Genomic DNA, 19,632 nt, shown 5'->3' with positions numbered 1-19,632 from the left:
ACGGCAACACGACGGCCAAAAAAACCTCGCGATAAAGTGAAAAGCGTCAATATTTTAACGAATATAGTGATGCTCCTGATGACGCAAAACGTTAACATATCGGTCCCGGACTGATGGCGACTCATGGATCATTCTGACTCTGGCTAGTATAACCGGCAGCAATCACAAGAAGGTGCTCATGGCTAACGACATTCGTATCGAAGAAGACCTGTTAGGTATGCGAGAAGTTCCGGCGGATGCTTACTACGGTGTTCATACGCTGCGTGCGATCGAAAATTTCTATATCAGTAACAGTAAGATCAGCGATATTCCGGCCTTTGTTCGCGGCATGGTGATGGTAAAAAAAGCGGCCGCGATGGCCAATAAAGAGCTGCAAACCATTCCCCGTAATGTTGCCAACGCCATTATCAAAGCCTGCGATGAAGTGCTGATTAACGGCAAATGTATGGATCAGTTTCCGGTTGATGTCTATCAGGGCGGCGCCGGGACCTCGGTCAATATGAACACCAACGAGGTGCTGGCCAATATCGGCCTGGAGCTGATGGGCCATCAGAAAGGGGAATATCAGTTTCTGAACCCCAACGATCACGTCAATAAATGCCAGTCCACCAACGACGCCTACCCTACCGGTTTCCGCATCGCGGTTTACAGCTCGATCCTGCAACTGCTGGACGCTATCGGCAACCTTAGCGAAGGCTTCGAGCGTAAAGCCATTGAGTTCAACACCATCCTGAAAATGGGCCGTACCCAGCTACAGGATGCCGTGCCGATGACGCTGGGCCAGGAATTCCACGCGTTTAACGTGCTGCTGAAGGAAGAGATCAAAAACATCCTGCGCACCGCCGAGCTGCTGCTGGAAGTTAACCTGGGCGCAACGGCTATCGGCACCCGCCTTAACACGCCGGATGGTTATCAGCAGCTGGCCGTACAGAAGCTGGCGGAAGTCAGCAATCTGCCGTGCGTACCGGCGGAAGATTTGATCGAGGCGACCTCGGACTGCGGCGCTTACGTCATGGTGCATAGCTCGCTGAAGCGCCTGGCGGTGAAGCTGTCGAAAATCTGTAATGATTTGCGCCTGCTCTCTTCCGGCCCGCGCGCCGGCCTGAACGAAATCAACCTGCCGGAACTGCAGGCCGGCTCTTCTATTATGCCTGCCAAGGTCAACCCGGTCGTGCCGGAAGTGGTTAATCAGGTCTGCTTTAAGGTTATCGGCAATGACGTGACGGTGACGATGGCGTCAGAAGCGGGCCAGCTCCAGCTGAACGTAATGGAGCCGGTCATCGGCCAGGCGCTGTTTGAGTCGGTGTCTATCCTGACCAACGCCTGCGCCAACCTGCTGGAGAAATGCGTGGACGGCATTACCGCCAATAAAGCGGTTTGCGAAGCCTACGTCTTTAACTCAATCGGCATCGTTACCTATCTGAATCCTTATATCGGCCACCATAACGGCGATATCGTCGGCAAGATTTGCGCCGAAACGGGTAAAAGCGTGCGCGAAGTGGTGCTGGAGCGCGGCCTGCTGACCGAAACGGAGCTGGACGACATTTTCTCGACCCAGAACCTGATGTATCCGGTTTATAAAGCGAAACGCTACACCGATGAAGAGTAATCCGCCGCGGTAAGCGAAAAAAGGCACGTTGGTTCACAGAACGACGTGCCTTTTTTTATGCCGCAAGTTACATGCTATCAACCAATTCATAACCAAACAGACCAGGGGAGCAAACTATGATTTTACCTGAGCTTATTGTCGTGCTGGCGGCGATCTATCTGGGCGCGCGACTGAGCGGCATCGGCATCGGCTTCGCTGGCGGCGTGGGCATGCTGATCCTGACGCTGGGGTTTCAGATTAAGCCAGGTGCAATCCCGTTCGATGTGATTGAAATCATCATGGGCGTGATCGCGGCTATTGCGGCAATGCAGGTCGCGGGCGGAATGGATTATCTGGTCAGCCTGGCCGAACGCCTGCTGCGCAAGCATCCGCGCTATATCACTTTTCTGGCGCCGCTGGTGACCTACGCAATGACGCTGCTGGCCGGCACCGGCCATACGGCATTCTCCACGCTGCCGGTGATTGCCGAGGTGGCGAAGGAACAGGGCGTTCGCCCTTCCCGCCCGCTTTCTATTGCGGTAGTCGCCTCGCAAATCGCCATTACCGCCTCGCCTATTTCCGCCGCCGTGGTGTTCCTTTCCGGCATTCTGGAACCGAAGGGCGTCAGCTATCTGGGCCTGCTGGCCGTGGCGATCCCTTCCACGATGGTCGCGATCTTCATCGCCGCGATGATCACCAATTTTCTGGGCAAAGAGCTGCATGAAGATCAGGTTTATCAGCAGCGTCTGGCAAAGGGCGAAGTCACGCTGCGCGGCGAAACGGTATTTAAAGAGAAACCGGGCGCGAAGCTATCCGTACTGCTGTTTTTGATCGGCATTATAGCCGTCGTGCTTTACGCTACCGCGATTAGCGAAACCGTTGGGCTGATCCAGAACCCCGTGCTGCCGCGCAACGAAGCTATTGTGATTTTTATGCTGACCATTGCGGCGCTGATCTGCCTGAGTTGTAAAGTAGATACCGCAAAGATCCTCTCCGCCAGCACGTTCCGTTCCGGCATGAGCGCCTGCATCTGCGTGATGGGCGTCGCCTGGCTGGGCGATACCTTTGTCAAAGCGCATATCAACGAAATTCAGGATTTTGCCGGCAGCCTGCTGCGCGACTATCCATGGATGCTGGCGGTGATCCTCTTTTTTGCCTCCACCCTGCTTTATTCGCAGGCCGCCACCACCAAAGCATTGATGCCTGCGGCGCTGCTGCTGGGCGTGTCGCCGCATACCGCGATAGCCTCTTTCGCCGCCGTCTCGGCGCTGTTCGTGCTGCCTACCTATCCTACGCTGCTGGCCGCCGTGGAAATGGACGATACTGGCTCGACACGCATCGGAAAATTCGTTTTTAATCATTCTTTTATCGTGCCCGGCACGCTGGCGATTGCGCTGTCGGTCGCCTTTGGCTTTCTCTTCGCCAATCTGTTCCTGTAGCGATAAGGGCGGGCTGCGCTGACGGCACGCCTGGTTAAACCCCGCCTTAACCACACCCTTTCCGTTGCTTCCAGTGCGACATCCTGCAACAGCCGCAGCCGCCAGGCCGTGATATAGTCTGCGCCTTGCATAAGATCTCCGCCGCGTCGGAGTCTGCCTGTTTTCTGGTTTATATCGGTAGTGGAAAAATGATCCCTGTCATGATGAAACGCATCACAACCTGCCTGCTGCTGGCGCTGATCGCCTTCTTTAGTACGAGTGCCAGCGCCTCGCTGTTTGGCAACAACGCCAACAGCCACTTCGGCACCGTCGACCAGGCCTTCAGCTTTGATTTCAGCCAGCGGGCCGATCGGCTGACGCTCAGCTGGACGGTGAAGCCCGGTTACTACCTTTATCGCCAGCAAATCTCCCTGACCGCACAGGGCGCGAAGCTGGCCGACTGGGCGCTGCCCGCGGGCAAACCGCATGAAGACGAGTTTTACGGCAAAACGGAAATCTATCCCGACAGCCTGACGGTGCCTTTAACGCTGCTGGAAGCGAAAAAGGGCGCGACGCTCAGCGTAACCTGGCAGGGCTGCGCCGCCGCCGGTTTTTGCTATCCGCCGGAAACCCGCAGCGTGCCGCTGAACGAAGTGACGGCCGCCAGCCAGCCGCCAGCGGATGCGGAAAGCGCGGCCTCCGGCACGCAAACTGAGGCAGGTAACGCGATTTCCAATACGCAAACTAATGCAGAAAATGCTGCTTCCGGTACGCAAGCCGATGCGGGCAAGGTGGCCTCGGATGCACAAACTAATGCAGACAATGCGGCCTCCGCTATGCAGACCGATGCAGGCAATGCGGCCTCGGATGCGCAAACTAATGCAGGCAATGTTGCCTCCGCTATGCAGACCGATGCAGGCAATGCGGCCTCCGGCACGCAGACCGACGCCCTCGTCGGGCAACCCGCGCAACCGGATCATAAACTGCCCTTCTCGCCGCTGTGGGCGCTGCTGATCGGCATCGGCGTTGCCTTTACGCCGTGCGTGCTGCCGATGTATCCGCTGATCTCCGGGATTATCCTTGGTGGCAACCGTCGCTATTCGCTGAAGCGCCTGTTTGCGCTGGCTATGGTCTATGTACAAGGTATGGCGCTGACCTATACCGCGTTGGGCGTGATCGTCGCCGCTGCCGGGCTGCGTTTTCAGGCCGCGTTGCAGTCGCCAGCGGTGCTGATTGGCCTCTCCGTGCTGTTTATTCTGCTGGCGCTGTCAATGTTCGGGCTGTTTACGCTCCAGCTCCCCTCTGCGCTGCAAACCCGGCTAACGCTGTTAAGCAATCGTCAGCAGGGCGGCTCGCTGCCGGGCGTCTTTTTGATGGGCGCGCTGGCCGGTCTGATCTGCTCGCCCTGTACTACCGCGCCGCTCAGCGCCATCCTGCTTTATATCGCGCAAAGCGGCAACATGCTGGCCGGGGCGGGCACGCTCTGGCTCTACGCCGTGGGCATGGGGCTGCCGCTGATCCTGGTGACGCTGTTCGGCAACCGCCTGCTGCCGAAAAGCGGCGCGTGGATGCAAACGGTAAAAGAAGGCTTTGGCTTCGTGATTTTGGCGCTGCCGGTCTTCCTGCTTGAGCGCGTGGTGGGCGACGCCTGGGGACTGCGTCTGTGGAGCCTGCTGGCCGTCGCCTTCTTCGGCTGGGCCTTTATCAGCCTGAAATCCGCTAACGGCTGGCTGCGTCTGGGGCAGATCCTGATGCTGGCGGCGGCGCTGGTCGCGGCCCGTCCTTTGCAGGATTGGGCGTTCGGCGCGCCTGCAACGGCAAGCCACACGACGTTAAGCTTTACGCGCATCGCCACCGTCAGCCAGCTCGATCGGGCGTTGCAGCAGCATAACGGCATCACCATGCTGGATCTCTATGCCGACTGGTGCGTAGCCTGTAAGGAGTTTGAAAAATATACGTTCAGCGAGCCGCAGGTACAGAATGCGCTGAATAAAACGCAGCGGTTACAGGCGAACGTCACGGCTAATAATGCAGAAGACAAAGCGCTGCTGGCACGGCTGAACGTGCTGGGGCTGCCTACCATCCTGTTTTTTGACGCTAGCGGCAAAGAGATCCCCGGCTCGCGCGTGACCGGTTTTATGGATGCCGCAGCCTTCCGGGAGCATTTGCAGAAATTGTCGCAGTAAACGACACTAGAGAAGAATTTTACGGTCGCGACCGTAAAGTAATGCATTCAAGAGGAGAGTCGCTTGCAACGTGAACAGGTACTCGAGCATGCACTGAACGTACTCGAGCAGAACGGGCTGGCCCCCTCCACCTCTTTCGCCATGATGGCGGAGGCGGCAGCCTGCCAACAGGAAGATTTGCAACGCTACTGGCCCGACCGCGAGGCGCTGCTCTATGACGCCCTGCGCTATCACAGCCAGCAGGTTGATATCTGGCGGCGCAAGCTGCTGCTGGATGACACTATGGGGCCAGCACGCAAGCTGCTGGCGCGTTATCAGGTGCTGGAGGAGGCCGTTAACAATAACCGCTATCCCGGCTGCCTGTTTGTGGCCGCGTGCAGCTTTTATCCGCAGCCGGACCACCCTATCCATCAGGTTGCCGAACAGCAGAAGCGCGCTTCCTGGCAATATACCCACGAGCTGTTGACCCAGCTGGAAACCGATAACCCGGAACTGCTCGCTCATCAGATGGAGCTGATTCTGGAGGGCTGCCTGAGCCGGCTGCTGGTGAAACGCAACGTGCAGGAAGTGGTGACGGCCCGTTCGCTGGCGGAAGACGTGCTGAGTATCGCGCTATGCCGTAAGAATGGCGCACTGAGCTAGTGCGCTGAGCCGTAAGCGCCGAAGCCTTCTGCGGCCTCAGAGCGGCGCGCTAAACTGTAAACACGGAAGCCTCCTGCGATCTCAGAGCGGCGCGCTGAGCCGTAAGCGCGGTGGTGCGTTTAATCAGCGTCCTGTACTGTAAGTGCGCCGCGCCGCACAGGTCGTCGCGTTCTTTGACAAAGGAAACGCACACGACGGAAGCCTGAAAGACAGGCTGTCCCGAATGGATTTGCATAACTTTCAGGCTGACTGTCTGAAAAGCAGGCAGTCAGTCACGCTTTAACGCTTTTTTATGACAAAGCCGTTGACGGCGGGCGGCCTTTACGGTTTAATGCGCCCCGTTGCCCGGATAGCTCAGTCGGTAGAGCAGGGGATTGAAAATCCCCGTGTCCTTGGTTCGATTCCGAGTCCGGGCACCACTATTCCAAACCCTCGCTTATGCGGGGGTTTTTGCTTTATGCGTCAAAAAATCACTGGATTACCAGTAGATATTATCCTTCTCTCTGTCTGCCCCCGCTTCCCGATGGTGCCAAATGGGCATTCTGCCCCACGTATTTTGTTGTACTGACGCTTTGATGCCCCAGTAAGTCTTTCACCAGCGTAAGATTCCGTTCCGACGATGTTATCAGCGCCGTCGTGAGGTTATGGTGAAAATAATATGGCGAGACGGCAAAACCACATTCCTATCCGGTATTGATGGTTTTGAGATCCGATGTGACACGGGAATAGTCGAACCAGAAACGCCCCTGTTCTGGCCGGTCAGCCTGAACGGCAGCAACGCGAGCACGTTCAAGTGCTGCCTGTATTTGAATCAATAGGTGCTGGGCAGACGCCAGCTCATCTTTTTCAGATGCATGGACGGGTAACGCGATCAGCAATGTCAGCCCCAGCAAACAGCCGGCTCGTCAGGTTAAGCACTCCTCAGTGATTTAGGGTGCTGTGAGGGTGCGATAAATGTGAAGACGGGTCAGGGGATAACTGTTTATGGTTTTTTGATAATTTTCGTATTAACAAATAGCAAGCCAAAGCGCTATACAAGTTGATTAGTAGAGACAACAATATATCTATCGCTGCGTTATCATTAGCGAATTATTACTGTCTGATCCAGAAGGTTAGAAAATAGCATGACGTTATCATCAGGTAGGGTGGAGTTCACAGAAGCAACCAGAAAAATGGTCATGGAGGAAGCCGGATATTGTTGTGCAAATCCTGGCTGCCGTATGCATTTACTTGAGTTCTACACCGAACAAAATAAAACTCGAAAACTGGGCGATGTAGCCCATATTTATTCTGCTGTTAGCCTGTCGGGAAGTGGCCCTCGATCCAACCCACATATGACGCCTGAACAACTCAGCGCTCAAACTAACGGAATATACCTTTGTACAACTTGCCATCGTCGTGTCGATAATTGTGAACTGATGTTCCCAGCAGAACATCTTTTTCAGTGGAAAAGAGAGGCGCAACAGAGTAATAACCCCGAGGGGAGAGACCGCTGGAAGAATCCAGGATATGGACGAACGACGCTTGACGACTGTTGGGAAACAGAAAAATACCTCCACTTCACCAGTCCTTTTATTGACACTATCTATCAATTTTGTTTAAAGGTTCAAGGAACTCAGTTCCGAACTTTCAGAGTTGATCACAAGATTATCGTAACGCTCTGGGGGCTTGCCAGAAGAGGAATAGGCCTGCCTACCTTTAATATATACTCCCACCAATTTAGAAATAAAATCTTTGAACTACAGCGAATAGCAGAAGAACTTATCAAGCTGCTTCCCGAAAATACACAACTGGATTCGGGATCCTATTATAAAGGCGATGAACCGCCATTTTTACCAGGTTTTCCCTCTGGCGTACTTGTTTATATTGACGGTCGAGTACAGGCATTATCTGAGTTAATACAGCAATGGCGGATGATTCAGCTATGCTGGGAAAATGAAGTGAGTATGTATCAAATTTAAAATACTTCCCTTACTGACGCGCCAGTAACCGTTTTTACAGGGCTTGTCTGCTGACGACAGCGCACAAAAGCCAGTTTTGTGCGCCGCCGCCCAGCTTACTACTCTAGTACGAAGGAGCTGACTGCGCGCTCTGCACTTCTTTCCGATACTGGTTTGATATTTGCTCAGCCTTATAAGAAGAAGCGATACTGCAAGACCGTAAGTTATCTAATCTAAACACCTTGTTTTCATTACATTTAACTAAAAATGTATTGAACTCCTCGGGGTTCGAATCAGCCCACTGTTCAATCTTTATAGTTTGAGCATCTTGTTGTTGAGCATTGCTGGCCAGAACTGGTGCGCTTAGCACTATCGTTCCCAGCATGAAACTAAAAATGAATCCCTTCATATATTCTCTCCTGTCATTAATCACCTGCATATTTTTCACTCAGATATCAATCAGGATCAACTACTAAAGGTACTTTTTAAACGAAGCTGTGGTCACCGTCACTGCAATACCCAGCAAAATAGCGGCGGGCAACAGCAGCAGGTTGGGATATACCGCCGTTGGCCACGACAGATACAGCATACAGGGACATAAATTGCGGGTTTCACCATTCGTTTTGCATGGTGATACACAAAACTCGACGCCTACCCGACGCGTGGCGGCTGTTTCATTACATGCCACAGGATTTTTACCGCGACGTCAGTTCGATGAGCAGACCAAAGTTGACGATGAAAATTATCGGTTATGGCCCTAATGCAAAAATCATCTTCGCCTTACAAGGGATTACCCTAAATACTATTTTTAATAGAGATGGCTGACGCGCAGTAAGCTGAAACGTTATCCATCAGCCAGTAAAGAAGCTCCGACGGTATGGCCCCGCTCCCGAATCTGATCCAGGCATAACTGGTTGCCTATTCTGGCAAACGGCCGGTTTTTCGGCAAATCCAGCAGGTGTCATCCAATCCCGTGCAAAATGGAGCCGACATTGGCTATAAGATATGCACCACGCCTCCATGTTGCGCCGTGCATACAAGCAACTAATTTATTGCAATAATTCTGTCGACAGCCTTAAGCGTTTTTTCCCGATGTGCAATAATAACTCTTGTAATATTGAGCTTTTTAATTTCTCCATTTACAAACCGCTCACTATTACTATCAAGAGAGCTTGTCGCCTCATCCATGAACAGAATAGAAGGCTTTTTATAAAGTGCGCGGGCAATAAAAACTCGCTGCTTTTGCCCACCTGACAGTCCTTCACCCAGTTCTCCAATTAGCGTGTCATAACCCATAGGCATTTTCATAATCACATCGTGAATATAGCTGGTTCTGGCGCACTCTATCATCCAGCTTTCATCTACATTCTCTACAAATCCGCAGATATTTTCACGTATTGAACCAGAGAATAACCTGTCGTCCTGCATGATACAGGCAATCATTTTATGATAGTTATTTATTCCCGTCTGACGGATATCAATCCCATTAACGATTACCTTACCGGTATCAGGTTCAAGCAGCCCGCATAATATTTTCATCAATGTGGTCTTGCCCGAACCAGAGTTACCTGTTATCGCTACACTTTCGCCTGGTGAAATTGAAAACGACAGGCTGCTGAATATCGCAGCTGACTGACTATCGTAGCTGTAGCTGATATCTGATATTTCCAGCGATACCGGATTCATAGTCGCGATATAGTCGATATCCGCTTTTTTTTCTTCCCGTTGATGTAAAGCGATATCCGCAATACGTTCATTATGCAGACTCATGATGCGCAGTTGCAGGAGAAAGTTTGTTAGTGAAGCAATCCTGTCGGAAAACTGGCCACGAAACGCACCAAATGCTACAAACATACCTATGGTCATTTGGTTATCGATAACAAGCCCAGCGCCCAGCCATAAAATAGCAATCTGATCGCATGTAGCTACAAACGTATTTACTCCGCCAAAAAGGAGATCCATCTTATTTAATTTGATACCAGAATTTATCGCATCAATTTTCAAATTCAGCCAGTGTGTTCCGCGCCTTTCCGTCATTCCCTGTATTTTGACCGTGGCTATACCATACAATGTCTCCATAAAATAGGAGCTGGCACGCGCACCTCTGACAAGCGTTTCTTCTGAAACCTGACGGTAATGACCATAGGTCAATAGCCGAATAATAACATAGACCGCAGTAAAACCCAGTACAAACCAGGTTAACCAACCACCATATAGCGCCATCATTATCAGGACACTGACGACCATAATACTGTCTATGATGGCGCCAACAACGCTGGTCGTAAAGGTAGAACGTAGCGTATCCAGCGAGCCAAAACGAGAATTAATATCACCCAGCCTGCGCCTTTCAAAATAAGTTAAAGGAAGCCTTAACAAATGATTAAACAGGCCAGACTGCCATTGCACATTAATAAAAGTCCCCATAACCAGTGAAGACCAGGCTCGAACAATGCCCGTTGCCGCTCGCAGAAATATAAAGAACATTAATCCGAAACAAATCAAAGTTAATAATCCTTTATCGCTTGCCGGAATAGCATGATCCATCACCAGCTGCGTACCTATCGGCATCACCAGATTGATGGCCTCAATAATTACTGACAGGAAAAATATTTTTGCCAGCATACTTTTAATGCCATAAATACTACTAATCAGCGTACGCAGGCTCAGGCGATTCTTAACCGTTTGTTCTGTAAATTCACTGCCGGGCCAGACTTCCAGCGCGACACCGGTAAAGTGTTGCGACATTTCTTCAAGCCCGATATGCCTTCGTCCTCTGGCAGGATCGTGCAGAATAAAACGGTTGCGTTTCACGCTGACCAGCACGACAAAGTGGTTAAAATCCCAGTGAAGTATGCAGGGCATTTTCAGCGCGCCCAGCTCGCTTAGGGCCAATGACAGAGGACGGGTCGCCATCCCCAGCTGTTCTGCAATACCGTTGAGACCAGCAAGATTGGCACCGCGCGTCGATAAATTGAACCGCTGTCGCAACGATATCAAATCAATGTTTTTGCCGTAGTGTCCGCATACCATCGCCAAACAGGCGAGTCCACATTCTGAAGTCTCTGTCTGATGAATAACCGGAACTCGCCGTTGCCACCGCAAATCCAGTTGATTCACAATCTTTTTAAAAGCAGTGCTACTCATCTACCTGTCCTGTGGCGCTGTGCTTCATGTCATAGAGTGGTGAAAGCATCCACTGGTAAATTTTTCTTTTTTCCAGAAATAATGTGCTTTGCGCTTTCATACCATTTTCCAAAGGCAGAAATTTCCCGTCATAAGTAATAATCTGCTTTTCAGGTTTAACGATTACCTTATACCAGGGGCCAGAGGTGCCTGATGAATACCCAGGAGATCCCTGATAAGTGAGCATCTCTTTTGCTGTGGCTGGCGTCCTGGTGATGGTCGTCACCGTTGCGGAAAACTGGCCGAATTTTTCTGCCGGAAAAGCCTCATAACGGATATTAACTTTATCTCCCGGTGAAATATAAGGTACAGCATCATTAGGCACCCAAATAATGAGATAATAATGATCAATGACCTGAGGGAGAAGCTGTAGCAGACTGTCCCCAGCATTTACCATTTGCCCTGGCGTGACGCTCATTGAATCTATTTTTCCGTCAGAAAGAGCACGAATAACGATTTCTTCGCCCTCGTCGGTGTCAACCAACTCTTTTTGTAAGTCGAATTGCTGTAGTTCCATCTGATAAATGCGATTATCAAATTCTGCCGCCTGCGTCTGAACCTGGCTTGCAAGATTGGTTACCTGTAACGCATTTTGTTCATTCTGCCCGCTCAGGTTAAGAAGATTATTTTGCTGCTGATAATACAGTGCCACCTGATTAGTCAACTGATCTTTGGTGATCAGTCCTTTTGATTGGTATTTCCGGTAGTTCTCCATATTACCTTTCATGATATTTATGCCCTCTTCAGCTCGTCTGATAATATCTGATGAGCGTCGGAATGCATCACTGTATTGCATATGTTGTTGTTCTAACATAGCCAGTGTGACTTTTTTATTTTCTTTCAGGTGGGAGATAATATTCCTTACGCGAACCAGCTGGCTTTCAATATCCCTCCGACGATTTTCACTGACGACGCCGCCTGGCGTGCTTTTGCTAACGTCCAGTTGATAAACAGGGTCACCTTTTTTTATGATATCCCCTTCATGGACAAACTGCTTCACCACGATCCCTTGTACGCTGGAGTAAATATTAATTGCCCGTGGCCAGGTAGTAATTTCTCCGCTGACATTAACTCGACGCGTATAGGTTCCTTCCGTAATAAATACCAGAAAAGCCACCATGAAAGTGACAGAGACTAATATAACCAACCAGAGCGGAATGCCCGGCAATAAGATCGCACGCCCATGCCATTGCATTTTCCTGTTTTCTATTGCTTCCTTACGAAACAAATTTTCTTCCTCGGAATGTTTCGACTCTAATTTTCTTCCTACGGCTTAACCAGCGCACTGGTTCTTCACCCCAAGGTCGTAGTTGGGAAAAACGCTCAATAGCCTTGCGGCCAAAACCGGGTTTGCAGCAAAAATCGAGGATCCAAACCCTGCCGTCTTCATTCCATTCAGAAGGGTGCAGTCGGAATTTTGGATCGTCAAGCAATCTCTTTTCCGTATCTGCAGCCAGGTATGCCCAGGTGATATAGGCCAGTGGAAAACCCTGCACGTCGAAAAGAAATTTTATTTGGTGGTGCTGTATCGCGTATTCGGTCCAGAGCTGAATAGTTAAAACCGGATAGAGGCTGTAATTACGGTTATGGAGCATACAGCTAACGGCAAAACCAATCTGTTCCTGGGCTGACCATGTATCCTGGCCATCTACGGTTTCCTGTATATACAATGTCATTGTTTTCTCGCCTGGTGCCCGTGAATGGCTAATGCGCTACTGCCTAATACGTCGTTAGCAAATGTCTGCATTTTGATCCCCATTGCGACGAATGCCTGCCTCAGAGACACAATATCTTTTTCATGCGTTTTTAGCAGATGCGCTATTTCTTCAAACATTTGCACTTTGCCTAAACAGGCTCGGGGCAGCAGTTTTTGTCGCGCGCTCTGCTCCACTTCTTTTATCATTGCGGCGTTATCAACTCCCTGCTCATGGCAAGTGCTGGTCAGCCAGCCTATGGCGTCGGTATAACTTCGCAACAGTTCCGGAAAGCGGTTATCCTCCTCCAGGTCATTATCATGTAAACCTCTTTGTCCCTGGCAGCGCTGGATTAAACCTGTAACAATGTTTTCCAGTGAAAATCTATTCTTTTCAACGCGATACGGCATGTTGCCAGGCCTGGCAATAAATGCCACAAAGTTTTTAACTAAAGGTTTTAGCGTTTCAGGCACTGGTTTCTGTAAGGGAATGGTTATACCCAACAATTCCAAATAGCCACGGTAGCAAGCGTCCTGGAAAGCCTGTTGAAAGACGTCTTCTGTCTGCTGACGGGCAGTCACCGTGAATCCCGGATCGAACAGATATTTACCTGCGTACAGGCAAAGATTGGATAGCCCCTTTTGCAACGTTGCTGGCTCTTTCATCAGCGCCATAAGCCTGAGATGGTATTCAAAGCTATCGCTACTTTCGTCCGGGAACAGACAGTTCAGGCCATTAAAATCCAGCAGCTTGCCGTCCATTGAGATATTGGATGGCGACGTCGTTAACCTCAAAAAACGTGTCCGGCAAAATGCCATTTGCCGTGCCTGGCGTCTGGCAAGCTCACATAATCCTTCGATGCAGTAACGCTGCGGATCGCGATAAGCCCGCTCGCTAAAGCCATCTGGCGGCATCGGCAAACTTATCGGCAACTGGCGGATGACAGAACTCACCCGTCGGGCATCATGCAATAGTTGCCCGGCATAGTCAGGCTGCGGCCGAAAATAGGGTGCCCGTTCGAAATGAGCCGGACGCACTACAGGCTCACGGATCAGCAGCGCCCGCCGCGAAGAGCCTGCCGCAAGTTCACCGGCGTTGGCAATATCATTGTCGATAAGTAAAACTGCGCGCGTTTGCACCGCGCCATAAGGGAGAATTTGCCCCAGCACTTCGCTCCATAAAGCTTCATAAAGCGCATGAACGGCGCTCAATGTACCATTTGAGTGACGTTCGTCTGAGCCCTTACCCACCAAGGGATTAGCCCCCATTCCTTTCACCTGATAATGCCCGTCAAAACCGCAGCGGGCACCGCCGCCGTTGCGCTGAATGCCGCTACCGCCATAACGCTCCGCATAAAACTTTTTGGTCGCAGCGGAACGGGCTGGATCGATCAGATAGCTACAGGCGTTGCGTAGTGCTTCTGGATCTTCAACGTCCGCAGCGCACCACAGCAACGAGGATGACACTTGTTGGGCATAAAAAGGCACCAGATTTTCTGCCAGGCCTGAAAGCAAAGAGGAATGACTCATTTGCTGGCATTCTCCAACGTGTTTTGATGATATGCGTTTTGCTTCTTTTTAGGCGGGTAATTTCCAACGCGCTTAAATAGGGTCATAAGATACATAATAAGCAGCGGGTATTTTATTGAGCATTTTCTTATCCAAAAAGAAATAGCAGAAGATAAAAAGGGTACAGAATTTATAATAAAGAGCCTTTAGACACTACAGGAACAAAATTAAATTTTTTTTAAAGTTATCAAAGCGTCAGTATTGCGTCAATGATTACGCTAGTGCCAGCTAATGATAATTTCATTTAATATAATTTAACTGCGTTATTTTTTAGGGCCATGTATACATAAACTACCCGAGCATAATTTAGCCAGACAAAAATAGACTGCGGTATCATTTTTATTACCTCTCAATCCCGCCGGGAAAATAGCGACCAATTAAAAGGTAAGGTTTGTAGAACTTATAATCACGAACAGATGAAACTAATTTTTTATTGCTTACTGTAAAGATAGCGTTATTATACTTTACAAAAATGTACAATCAGACAACATCAAAGGAGAATAAAATGCGCAATTTAAGTATTGAAGAAATGCAGTTAGCCAGCGGGGCTGCGGATATTGTGGGCGCTGCTCAGACTATCGGTTCTGCCGTTGGTGGCACCGCTGGCGCCTATGCAGGAGCAGAAGAAGGAGCCTTAATCGGTGCCGGCATGGGCGGGCCTGCCGGTGCCATTATTGGTAGCGGTGTAGGTGCAGGCGTTGGTTACTTTGGCGGTGATGCCATTGGCTCGGCTATCTCTGCCGGTTACGATGCCGTCGGTAGCTATTTTGGCGGCGATTCAGCCTCTTCTTCATCGTCTTCAGGCGCTTAACCTGTTTTACCTGCGGGCGGCTGCTCTGTATTGAAAGGAAATTAGTAAGTGAATACTCGCTATACGCTTCATCGACTGAGCCTGCTTGACCAGTGGCGTTTTGACCGTTTTCGCCTGCTCTTTTGCATCGCCGTCGTGCTTATTTTTTCCGCCGTGATTTACTGGGTTCTGCCTTTGTTTGGTCATGGCAATGTACAGAACGGTTTTGTCGGAATGTTGTGCGGACTTTCCGTTAATTTCTGGCTGACTTGTATAGGCCGCCTGCGTATTGATTCTGTCGATTATGTGGACAAGCTGGCAGTAATCCTGGAGCGTTACAAATATAAAAAAAATGGTTTGGGCTATTACGACATCCCGGCGCATCGCTATATGAAATTTAAATCTCAGCGGATTTATCTCAACAGAAAAAACGAAACCCTGGTGATTACCGGTCCCTATAACATCCTGAAGAAAGTTATTAAGCAGCTTAATGCCGGCGCACCTTCTGAAGATGCGACTAAATAGTCTCAATCTGAGGCGTACCTGACAGACAAAACGCTGATCATTATTTCTTGTAGAGAAGGGTTTTCCCATGCGCGTTCTTTTTATCGGCCCTCCTTTATATGGCCTGCTATTTCCCGTGCTATCTCTGGCTCAGGGATTTCGCGCTAACGGACATGAAGTGCTAATCGCCAGCGCCGGAAAGTTTGCACAGAAGGCTGCCGAAGCAGGTCTGGTGACGTTTGATGCTGCGCCAAATCTTGATTCCGAATCCGAATACCGACGTCAGGAAGAGAAACGAAAAAAAAGCAATAAAACAGGAAACTTCTCTTTTTACAGTGACCAAATGGCCGACCGGCTTATAGAGCTGGCTGGCAAATGGCGGCCCGACCTGATCGTCTATCCTCCGCTTGGCGTGGTCGGCCCCCTGATCGCGGCCAAATACCGTATTCCTGTTGTGATGCAGTCGGTGGGTTTCGCCCATACGTCATGGCATATAAAAATGGTGACGCAATCGTTGGCCGATGCCTATGCTCGTCATGGCGTTACTGCACCGCCGCGCGATCTTGCCTGGATTGATGTTACACCGCCGAGCATGAGCATCCTGAAAAATGAAGGCGAACCCGTCATTTCTATGCAGTACGTTCCCTATAATGGGGGCGCCGTCTGGCAAAAATGGTGGGAGAGAACCCCGACACGAAAGCGTTTGTTGGTTAGTCTTGGCACCGTTAAACCCATGGTCGATGGCCTGGATTTAATTTCGTGGGTCATGGACTCGGCAGATGACGTGGATGCTGACATTATTCTTCAGCTGGCGGCCAATGCACGCGTTGGCCTACGTCAGCTTCCGCCAAATGTAAGACTGGTCGACTGGATCCCGATGGGCGTATTTCTCAACGGCGCAGATGGATTTATTCATCACGGCGGCGCAGGCAACACCCTGACAGCCTTACGCAGCGGCATCCCTCAGATAGTGTTTGGCGAAGGTGCCGACCGGCCTGTTAACGCCAGAGCTGTTGTTGAGCGAGGCTGTGGGATCATACCCGGTAAAAATGGCATCACAAGCGAAGGGATCAATACCTTTTTGGGCAATAAAGCATTGCGCGAAGCTTCGGCACAGGTTGCCGTGGAAATGGCTGCACAAGCCAGCCCTTCAGACGTTGCAAAAGAGCTTGTTACAAGGCTAAGCGGTTAATCATCGTCAGCTGCGCTATTTGATCCTTACGCCAACAGATAATAACTATGGCCAGTCAGGCTTTTGGCTGGACTCTATACTGCAAAAACAGCTTCGATTTCATTAACGCAAATGAATGTTAGCAACGTTTGCTTTTAACGCTTTGTTGTCTGTTCATGCCTCGGGCTTAGTTCTTATTCTCATCAGTGCCTGTTCAACTTTCTCCGCATTCTGCTCCGGTATAACTTCTTTATTAGCTATGCCGGTTTGGTCACCTGACGCTGTGCGGTATGTCTGAACATAATGTTCTGACCGGCAGCTACAGCAATAAATTTATCTTGCTGGGGTATGTGATAAAGATTTGTCGATCCGGAGGGACGAAGTCGATGCTGATAAAGAAGCCATTTGATGAAAAAAGGGTTGCGTAAGCGCAGAAATATCACAGGCGATACGCTCACCGGTTACACATTCGGATAATCATTTTAACGCCGCCATTCTTACCTGAATTTATTATATCGCGAAGGCCAGATGCGCTCCGGCTCGGTATCCAGGGCTATGGCAATCAGCCTTTCCCCTCTTGGCCAGTGGCGGTTCAGCGCATTGGCCAGCGTGGACGAGGCCAGCCCAGCCTCGCGGGAAACGGCAGACAGCGTCGTGCCTCTCTTCTTCAGCTCGGCAATGATATCTGCCGGGTGCCAGTCCTTATCGGTTATCTCTGTCATCCTTGTCAGCTTCCATCAGACGTTGCTTGTTGAGTATCACTAAACAACTACGATGTTAAGTAATGCTAAACAGTAAGTCAATGTATGATTGTTGATGGTGTTACTGATGATCCCAGCTCGTTTGAAAGCCGCCCGTCTCCATGCTCGTCTGACTCAGGAAAAGCTGGGCGTTCTGGCGGGCATTGAAGAGGAAACGGCGCGCTCGCGCGTTTCGCAATACGAAGGCGGGATCCATCGTCCAACGTTTGAAACGATGTGCGCCTTTGCAAAAGTGCTCAACGTGCCGGAATGCTATTTTTATACGATTGATGACGCCTTCGCCGAGACGATTTTAGCGCTCTGGCATCAGAGACAACGTCCCGCCTGACGCCGTTTTACCAGCGGCCCTGTCACTTTTCAGACAATCGCCAGCCTTGCGGCCGCTCCCCTTATTTCACCCGCTGTAAGCCTGTTCCGGCGCCTTTCCTTCTGTCGCCAGAAGCAAAAAAACCATCGTCAGGCTTGATCGTTTCCCGTAAATGATAATACTGTGTTTATATACAGCTTATTTCGGGATAACCCCATGAATTTACTTCGTCCGGTCGAAGTCCGCGCGCTTCTGCGGCTGCCGCTCTTTATGAGCCGCGTGCCCTGCGGCTCACCTGCCAGCGCGCACGACCATGTTGAACAACGTCTGGACTTAAACGATCTGCTGGTGCAGCGGCCGGAGAGCACCTATTACATTCGCGTCAGCGGCGACTCAATGAAGGATGCCGGGATCGATGACGGCGACCTGCTGGTGGTCGATAACGGTATTGCCGCCGATCACGGCGATATCGTGGTCGCGGCGGTAAACGGCGAGTTCACGGTAAAAAAGCTGCAGCTGCGCCCGGACGTGCGGCTGCTGGCGATGAACAAGGCCTGGCCGCCGATAGTGCTGGCGGAAGAAGAGCAGCTGGATATTTTTGGCGTGGTGACCTTCACCATTAAGGCGATGGAGTAAGCCATGTTGAAAAATCGGGTTTACCGCGCCTGCGCCTCTGACGTTCAGACTTCGCCGCCGCATCAGGTTAAGTTTTTGTTCAGTCGGCTGCACGAGCTGGTGCCGACTAATAATGATTGCTATCTCTGCGCCTGCAACGGCAGCTTTTGCATTATCGATCGTTACCGGCCTGCCGTAGCGGGCAGCCGCGTGCTGATTGATGTGGCAGGCCGCTGCGAATGGGCGCGTATCGGAAATAATCCACAACGAATCGTCACCGATTGCGGGCAAACGATTGAGGGTAATCAGCTACAGGAAGCGATCATACTGGGGGTAGTAATCCGCGAGGTGGTGCCCACCTACCCATTTAATCGCTCTGACATAAGCTTAATTGGCAACGATTAGGAAAATTCTTAAATCTCTGTTGCTGAATAAAAGAAATGTGGTATTTTTATTCATACAAAGGGATATGAAGAGGATATTCAGAGGGAACATGAACAATTCTTATGTTATCAATAATGCTATAAAGTTTAGCCCGGCTGATAATAAGCTATTTTTTTTAAACGGTACAGCTGATGCCATTACTCTTAACCACCCGGCCAGCCTGTGTTTTCTTGAATTAATAAGAAAACAGGGTGAGATAATCACTCAGCAGGATTTTATGAATGAGATATGGCATAAAAATGGAAAATATGTAACAGCCAATACTTACTATCAAAATATTTGCCTGCTACGTAAATGTTTAAAAAAAACCGGGCTGGACGAGAACACTATTGTCACGGTGCCCCGTAAAGGACTGATGCTGCCACGATCCGTTGAAATCAAAATCCTGCCCGTAGCTTCAGCAGACCCGCTTAATCATATGGAAGGCAGGCTGGCGGCCTGCAGCCAGCCTGAACCTACCATCGGAAACGCCCCGACTGAAGTCGCTTCGCCGGGCATTAAGCCCGCGGCAGAACAACCTTTCTCCGATTCGCCAGGGGTTAAGCCATGTGCATTGATACAAGGAACGCAGAGAAAAAAAGCAATGCTGAAGTTCCCCCATGCAGGCTGGAAACGATATAAAACATCTTTCTTATTCACGCTTTTATTCTTTTTTGATTTTATTATAACCATCAAAGTTTTCCCTTAAACACCTACCATAAATATTAATTAACAGTTCCGGATGGATTTTATCCATTCGGATCAAAAAGGACAAAACACCATAAGAAGAAGGAAAGCTTCACACTCTTTAATGCGTGGATGGGCGGCCATCTTTTCTGCTG

18 protein-coding genes, 1 tRNA gene and 2 pseudogenes are annotated in these 19,632 nt (G+C 50.3%); 13 read left to right on the top strand and 8 right to left on the bottom strand.

Annotated features, from left to right (window positions below; genetic code table 11):
• Window positions 1-178: 178 nt before the first annotated feature.
• The 5 genes from aspA to ACVWZ0_RS02750 all read left to right on the top strand — a co-directional run bounded on the left by aspA (window position 179) and on the right by ACVWZ0_RS02750 (window position 6,253).
• Window positions 179-1,609, top strand: a complete 1,431-nt coding sequence (gene aspA, locus ACVWZ0_RS02770) for an aspartate ammonia-lyase (protein WP_253455939.1) — start codon at window positions 179-181, stop codon at window positions 1,607-1,609.
• Between the two features lie 116 nt (window positions 1,610-1,725).
• The gene (locus ACVWZ0_RS02765) at window positions 1,726-3,027 is read left to right on the top strand and encodes an anaerobic C4-dicarboxylate transporter (RefSeq protein WP_253455942.1); all 1,302 of its coding nucleotides are present in this window, start codon (window positions 1,726-1,728) and stop codon (window positions 3,025-3,027) included.
• A gap of 188 nt (window positions 3,028-3,215) precedes the next feature.
• Window positions 3,216-5,192, top strand: a complete 1,977-nt coding sequence (gene dsbD / locus ACVWZ0_RS02760) for a protein-disulfide reductase DsbD (RefSeq protein WP_369895110.1) — start codon at window positions 3,216-3,218, stop codon at window positions 5,190-5,192.
• A gap of 63 nt (window positions 5,193-5,255) precedes the next feature.
• Window positions 5,256-5,834 carry a division control transcriptional repressor DicD gene (gene dicD / locus ACVWZ0_RS02755; protein WP_253455949.1) on the top strand — a complete coding sequence of 193 codons (579 nt, stop codon included), beginning with the start codon at window positions 5,256-5,258 and terminating at the stop codon, window positions 5,832-5,834.
• 343 nt (window positions 5,835-6,177) lie between these two features.
• Window positions 6,178-6,253: transfer RNA gene (locus tag ACVWZ0_RS02750), tRNA-Phe, on the top strand.
• Window positions 6,254-6,520: 267 nt separating this feature from the next.
• Here the strand turns inward: ACVWZ0_RS02750 and ACVWZ0_RS02745 are convergent.
• Window positions 6,521-6,727: pseudogene (locus ACVWZ0_RS02745) on the bottom strand (integrative conjugative element protein, RAQPRD family); the annotation flags it as partial.
• Between the two features lie 231 nt (window positions 6,728-6,958).
• Between ACVWZ0_RS02745 and ACVWZ0_RS02740 the strand changes: the two are divergent.
• The gene (locus ACVWZ0_RS02740) at window positions 6,959-7,795 is read left to right on the top strand and encodes a hypothetical protein (protein WP_253455952.1); all 837 of its coding nucleotides are present in this window, start codon (window positions 6,959-6,961) and stop codon (window positions 7,793-7,795) included.
• Between the two features lie 103 nt (window positions 7,796-7,898).
• Here the strand turns inward: ACVWZ0_RS02740 and ACVWZ0_RS02735 are convergent, their stop codons facing one another.
• From ACVWZ0_RS02735 to ACVWZ0_RS02710, 6 genes and pseudogenes are all read right to left on the bottom strand, one after another.
• Entirely contained in the window at window positions 7,899-8,183 is a 285-nt protein-coding gene (locus tag ACVWZ0_RS02735; protein WP_253455955.1) for a hypothetical protein, read from the bottom strand.
• Between the two features lie 63 nt (window positions 8,184-8,246).
• Window positions 8,247-8,422, bottom strand: a pseudogene (locus ACVWZ0_RS02730) (DUF4400 domain-containing protein); the annotation flags it as partial.
• 396 nt (window positions 8,423-8,818) lie between these two features.
• Window positions 8,819-10,918, bottom strand: a complete 2,100-nt coding sequence (locus ACVWZ0_RS02725; protein WP_253455958.1) for a peptidase domain-containing ABC transporter — start codon at window positions 10,916-10,918, stop codon at window positions 8,819-8,821.
• Window positions 10,911-12,185, bottom strand: a complete 1,275-nt coding sequence (locus ACVWZ0_RS02720) for an HlyD family secretion protein (RefSeq protein WP_253455960.1) — start codon at window positions 12,183-12,185, stop codon at window positions 10,911-10,913. The genes ACVWZ0_RS02725 and ACVWZ0_RS02720 overlap by 8 nt, the downstream gene beginning before the upstream one ends.
• The gene (locus tag ACVWZ0_RS02715) at window positions 12,175-12,633 is read right to left on the bottom strand and encodes a toxin-activating lysine-acyltransferase (protein ID WP_253455963.1); all 459 of its coding nucleotides are present in this window, start codon (window positions 12,631-12,633) and stop codon (window positions 12,175-12,177) included. Before ACVWZ0_RS02715 ends, ACVWZ0_RS02720 begins: the two co-directional genes overlap by 11 nt.
• Window positions 12,630-14,180 (bottom strand): MchC protein, encoded by a 1,551-nt coding sequence (locus ACVWZ0_RS02710; protein ID WP_253455966.1) that lies wholly within the window; start codon window positions 14,178-14,180, stop codon window positions 12,630-12,632. The genes ACVWZ0_RS02715 and ACVWZ0_RS02710 overlap by 4 nt, the downstream gene beginning before the upstream one ends.
• A gap of 544 nt (window positions 14,181-14,724) precedes the next feature.
• On the opposite strand from ACVWZ0_RS02710, the gene ACVWZ0_RS02705 reads away from it, so the two are divergent.
• The 3 genes from ACVWZ0_RS02705 (at window position 14,725) to ACVWZ0_RS02695 (ending at window position 16,705) form a co-directional block, all read left to right on the top strand.
• Window positions 14,725-15,030, top strand: a complete 306-nt coding sequence (locus ACVWZ0_RS02705; RefSeq protein ID WP_253455969.1) for a hypothetical protein — start codon at window positions 14,725-14,727, stop codon at window positions 15,028-15,030.
• Between the two features lie 48 nt (window positions 15,031-15,078).
• On the top strand, window positions 15,079-15,534 hold the full coding sequence (locus ACVWZ0_RS02700; protein WP_253455971.1) for a hypothetical protein: 456 nt from the start codon (window positions 15,079-15,081) through the stop codon (window positions 15,532-15,534).
• A 67-nt stretch (window positions 15,535-15,601) separates the two neighbouring features.
• Window positions 15,602-16,705, top strand: coding sequence for a glycosyltransferase (locus ACVWZ0_RS02695; RefSeq protein ID WP_253455974.1), 1,104 nt, complete (start codon window positions 15,602-15,604; stop codon window positions 16,703-16,705).
• A 476-nt stretch (window positions 16,706-17,181) separates the two neighbouring features.
• Here the strand turns inward: ACVWZ0_RS02695 and ACVWZ0_RS02690 are convergent, their stop codons facing one another.
• Window positions 17,182-17,397: a helix-turn-helix domain-containing protein gene (locus tag ACVWZ0_RS02690; RefSeq protein WP_253461142.1), complete on the bottom strand. Its 216-nt coding sequence runs from the start codon at window positions 17,395-17,397 to the stop codon at window positions 17,182-17,184.
• Between the two features lie 115 nt (window positions 17,398-17,512).
• Here ACVWZ0_RS02690 and ACVWZ0_RS02685 point away from each other — a divergent pair, with 115 nt between their 5' ends.
• The 4 genes from ACVWZ0_RS02685 (at window position 17,513) to ACVWZ0_RS02670 (ending at window position 19,499) form a co-directional block, all read left to right on the top strand.
• Window positions 17,513-17,773 (top strand): helix-turn-helix domain-containing protein, encoded by a 261-nt coding sequence (locus ACVWZ0_RS02685; RefSeq protein WP_253455977.1) that lies wholly within the window; start codon window positions 17,513-17,515, stop codon window positions 17,771-17,773.
• 195 nt (window positions 17,774-17,968) lie between these two features.
• The gene (gene umuD, locus ACVWZ0_RS02680; RefSeq protein ID WP_253455981.1) at window positions 17,969-18,388 is read left to right on the top strand and encodes a translesion error-prone DNA polymerase V autoproteolytic subunit; all 420 of its coding nucleotides are present in this window, start codon (window positions 17,969-17,971) and stop codon (window positions 18,386-18,388) included.
• Between the two features lie 3 nt (window positions 18,389-18,391).
• Window positions 18,392-18,772, top strand: a complete 381-nt coding sequence (locus ACVWZ0_RS02675) for a hypothetical protein (protein WP_253455983.1) — start codon at window positions 18,392-18,394, stop codon at window positions 18,770-18,772.
• An 88-nt stretch (window positions 18,773-18,860) separates the two neighbouring features.
• Complete coding sequence (locus ACVWZ0_RS02670; protein WP_253455986.1) at window positions 18,861-19,499, top strand: transcriptional regulator; 639 nt, start codon at window positions 18,861-18,863, stop codon at window positions 19,497-19,499.
• Window positions 19,500-19,632: the final 133 nt, after the last annotated feature.

It is taken from the genome of Erwinia sp. TECH1 (genome assembly GCF_054057575.1).
The sequence above is the reverse complement of the archived record's forward strand: the minus strand, read 5'-3'. Positions and strand labels throughout refer to the sequence as shown.

Excerpts from the sequence above, each read along its gene's own strand:
- ACVWZ0_RS02740 (WP_253455952.1), top strand. The coding sequence starts at position 6,959 with ATGACGTTATCATCAGGTAGGGTGGAGTTCACAGAAGCAACCAGAAAA.
- ACVWZ0_RS02735 (WP_253455955.1), bottom strand. The coding sequence starts at position 8,183 with ATGAAGGGATTCATTTTTAGTTTCATGCTGGGAACGATAGTGCTAAGC.
- ACVWZ0_RS02675 (WP_253455983.1), top strand. The coding sequence starts at position 18,392 with ATGTTGAAAAATCGGGTTTACCGCGCCTGCGCCTCTGACGTTCAGACT.
- ACVWZ0_RS02710 (WP_253455966.1), bottom strand. The coding sequence starts at position 14,180 with ATGAGTCATTCCTCTTTGCTTTCAGGCCTGGCAGAAAATCTGGTGCCT.
- ACVWZ0_RS02685 (WP_253455977.1), top strand. The coding sequence starts at position 17,513 with ATGATCCCAGCTCGTTTGAAAGCCGCCCGTCTCCATGCTCGTCTGACT.
- ACVWZ0_RS02765 (WP_253455942.1), top strand. The coding sequence starts at position 1,726 with ATGATTTTACCTGAGCTTATTGTCGTGCTGGCGGCGATCTATCTGGGC.
- aspA (WP_253455939.1), top strand. The coding sequence starts at position 179 with ATGGCTAACGACATTCGTATCGAAGAAGACCTGTTAGGTATGCGAGAA.
- umuD (WP_253455981.1), top strand. The coding sequence starts at position 17,969 with ATGAATTTACTTCGTCCGGTCGAAGTCCGCGCGCTTCTGCGGCTGCCG.
- ACVWZ0_RS02705 (WP_253455969.1), top strand. The coding sequence starts at position 14,725 with ATGCGCAATTTAAGTATTGAAGAAATGCAGTTAGCCAGCGGGGCTGCG.
- ACVWZ0_RS02695 (WP_253455974.1), top strand. The coding sequence starts at position 15,602 with ATGCGCGTTCTTTTTATCGGCCCTCCTTTATATGGCCTGCTATTTCCC.
- dsbD (WP_369895110.1), top strand. The coding sequence starts at position 3,216 with ATGATCCCTGTCATGATGAAACGCATCACAACCTGCCTGCTGCTGGCG.
- ACVWZ0_RS02715 (WP_253455963.1), bottom strand. The coding sequence starts at position 12,633 with ATGACATTGTATATACAGGAAACCGTAGATGGCCAGGATACATGGTCA.
- ACVWZ0_RS02670 (WP_253455986.1), top strand. The coding sequence starts at position 18,861 with ATGAACAATTCTTATGTTATCAATAATGCTATAAAGTTTAGCCCGGCT.
- ACVWZ0_RS02725 (WP_253455958.1), bottom strand. The coding sequence starts at position 10,918 with ATGAGTAGCACTGCTTTTAAAAAGATTGTGAATCAACTGGATTTGCGG.